Origin of the sequence: Agrobacterium sp. NPDC090273, from assembly GCF_044772305.1 — a bacterium.
Classification (GTDB): Bacteria; Pseudomonadota; Alphaproteobacteria; order Rhizobiales; family Rhizobiaceae; genus Agrobacterium.
In genome coordinates this window covers 1-2822 of record NZ_JBIVYN010000018.1, presented here as the reverse complement: position 1 = coordinate 2822, position 2822 = coordinate 1, and the positions used below count along the sequence as shown (strand labels likewise).

The window sequence follows — 2822 nt, the reverse complement described above, 5'->3', positions numbered from 1 at the left end:
TGTGTCCGTCGCGTCTCTGTTGGAGCTATAACTAGCCCAACCGAACGCGGCACAGAATTACAATAATAATTGCGAATGAATTGCGATTATTGAAATAATATGCGGACCGCGCTGCGACCGGTGCAACGGCGCGAACAATCGCTCAAATGCCGTTGGGGGTCTTGTCTCGAAGTCATCCGCTTTGACGAATAGTCACATAGGTTCGGGACCAGACCTGTCACGATCCCGTCAACGACCCAAATATGTCAGCGACGAAACGCCCTTGGCTGTCGTCAGACGTTGCGTCGCCAATGTCCGGGCGATGTCCCCACAACGTTGGAGAAAACACGCGTAAAGTGGCTCTGATCGGCAAACCCGCAAGAAATCGCCACCTCCGAGAGCGAAACCTCCGGGTTCTGCAGTAGCTCGCGCGCCCTGCTGATCCTCTCCTGAATCAGCCATTGGTAAGGGGTCATTCCCGTTGTATCTCGAAAGGCGCGAATGAAATAACCGCGAGACAGATTGCAGGCCCGCGCGACATCCTGAACCGCGATCTCCCCATCCAGATTGTCGATCAGAAGGTTCTTTGCCATCAGCTCTTGCGAGCGCGACAGCTTTCTGGACCGGTTGTTGGTCGTGATTGTTTTTCCGCCGTAGCACTGGACCAGATATGTACCGATTGCTGTTGCCATTTGATCGACAAACAGAGCGCTGGCTTCCTCCGGTTTTTCAAGGGCGGGGATCAGAGCACGCACCAGATTGGCAAGCACGATATCCTTGGATGCTGTCTCTCCCATCAAAGACGAGATACCGGTAAGCTCCGCTTCATCGGCAATCCTTGTCAGCGCTGCCGGGGAGATCTCCAGCAGCAGGAAATCAAACGGTCCACCGAGGTCTGCCTTATAGGCATCAGAGAGATCGCGGATGTAGATGGAGTTTTCCACGAACATATGGCTTGTCGTCTTTTGCGCACCAAAAATGCGCCGCGTATGCCCGCCAAGCGTCGAAACACCGATCGCAAAACCACGATCACTCGGTTCGGTCGCGACCTGCTCAAGCTGGTCATCCCGTGTTCCCTTCCGGAAAAACCTGATATCCGCGCCGCTCAGGGTCTGGTTTTTGTAAAGCTTGTCGAACGGACAACCGAAGCTATCAACTGCCTGTTTCGCAGGAGGCTGTGACATACCTGTGGAACGATCGCTCACAGAGGACTACTTTCTCGTCTGCTTTAAAGATGTTGCCGTACCTGTACTACGATTCCGTAGCCCGGCTCCGCATCCTTGTCGAATGCCATGCGTTTTGTCGACCAGGGAAATGATCGAAAATTGCGACACGGGACATTTCTAAAATTATTTCCAGACGCTATGGTTGCAGAGATCGGGAGGACGATCGGCACAATCGTTATAGGTGCAATGTTGGACGCAGGCGAGAGAATTGCAGGCTCTTTTGGGGCCGCAAACGCACAGTCGATGGTGACACAGCCGTTCGGGAAAACCAAACTGGCCATCACCCATCTCTGCCGTTTTTACGAAGTCGAGAGTGATCCAGTCGTACTGCCGGCAGACGACGCATTTCTTGTGGTGCTTTATCTGGCGGATGTCGAGCACTGCGATCTCTGGCCGAATCGCCTTCCGACACCGCTCAGAACCTACCCGAAAGGCTCCATCTGCCTGATCAGCCTGGAGCATGGGGCCTCCATTTCAATCAAAGGGCAGTTCGAGGCACTCGCCTTCCACATCCCCCGCCAACATCTGAAAGAGCTTCGCGAGGAAGCTGGCGAACCGCACATCGATGACCTCACTATCTGTCGGGGCATAGAGGACCGCATCATCAGCAATATCGGAGCGGCGATGATGTCGTTCTTCGATATGCCGGAGAACACCAGACACGGCCTCCTCTTGCATGTCGGATTGGCTTTCAGTTCTCACATTGCCCATTGCTACGGCCGCTCACGCCAACTGCATTGAGCGACACATCCTAGCGATGGGAGGATTAGGCGTCGCGACCAGCGATGATGTCTTGAGCCACCAGCGCCTGCAAACGCCACAGATTGCGGTCACGAATCCCCTCGGCCTGAAGGTCAACGACAGTGTTGTGCAGATATTCGGCGCACGACCCACCCTGGCCACAAGCCTTTGCGATGAGCGACGATGCCTCCTCGATCGGCAGGGGCTGTGTCAACCCGTGACGTTTTGTGCTTGCCCAGAATGTCAGGGCCTTGCGCACGCCTTTTTCGGTTCGCACGGGAAGCCAGCGGATCATGTCCATCACCTCCCGATACCTGATCTCGCGCGCCACAAGACCGCGAAGATCCTGGCGTCGGCGCTCAGGCGAGAGCTCAAAAACAATCCCGTCGCACCGCCCGCCACGCTCAAGCACCATCATCAGTCCCGGCTGATCGCTCGTCGCCCGCCACCGCTCAATCTTCAGTGAAAAGGATCGGTGCCACCCGAAGGCCGTTCCGCGCTGGCGGCCAATCGGTTCAAATTCGGGATTCCAGATCAGCGAACCATAGGCAAAAACCAGGAGGGGATCGGTGCCAGCTTCGCTTTCGATCCGGTCAACAAGCTGCTCCAGTTCCGCCTCGCAAAGCGGTGTCCACCCGGGTTCCGGACCATCATCTCGGACATCCCGCATGGTCAGGGCAACAAGTTCGGGCGTCAAAAGCATCATGGTCTCGATTGTTCTTCAACTCGGTCTGCAAAAATGGCCGCAGCAGTTTCCTGCTGCAGCCATGGCTCATATCATGCTTTGATGAAAGCGAGGATATCCTGGTTGAGCGTGTCTGCGTTGACGGTGAGCATACCGTGCGAGAAGCCTGGATAGGTTTTCAGGGTACCGTT

Annotated in this window: 3 protein-coding genes and 1 pseudogene; 1 reads left to right on the top strand and 3 read right to left on the bottom strand. The window is 55.6% G+C overall.

What is annotated here, in order from left to right:
- Nucleotides 1-272 precede the first annotated feature (272 nt).
- A complete protein-coding gene (locus ACIQT8_RS25210) occupies nucleotides 273-1184 on the bottom strand; it encodes a helix-turn-helix domain-containing protein (protein WP_400971278.1) in 912 nt (303 codons plus the stop codon).
- A gap of 264 nt (nucleotides 1185-1448) precedes the next feature.
- Here ACIQT8_RS25210 and ACIQT8_RS25205 point away from each other — a divergent pair, with 264 nt between their 5' ends.
- Entirely contained in the window at nucleotides 1449-1946 is a 498-nt protein-coding gene (locus tag ACIQT8_RS25205) for a hypothetical protein (protein WP_400971276.1), read from the top strand.
- Between the two features lie 25 nt (nucleotides 1947-1971).
- Here the strand turns inward: ACIQT8_RS25205 and ACIQT8_RS25200 are convergent, their stop codons facing one another.
- A complete protein-coding gene (locus ACIQT8_RS25200) occupies nucleotides 1972-2649 on the bottom strand; it encodes a gamma-glutamylcyclotransferase (RefSeq protein ID WP_400971281.1) in 678 nt (225 codons plus the stop codon).
- A 74-nt stretch (nucleotides 2650-2723) separates the two neighbouring features.
- Nucleotides 2724-2822: pseudogene (locus tag ACIQT8_RS25195) on the bottom strand (alpha/beta hydrolase); the annotation flags it as partial.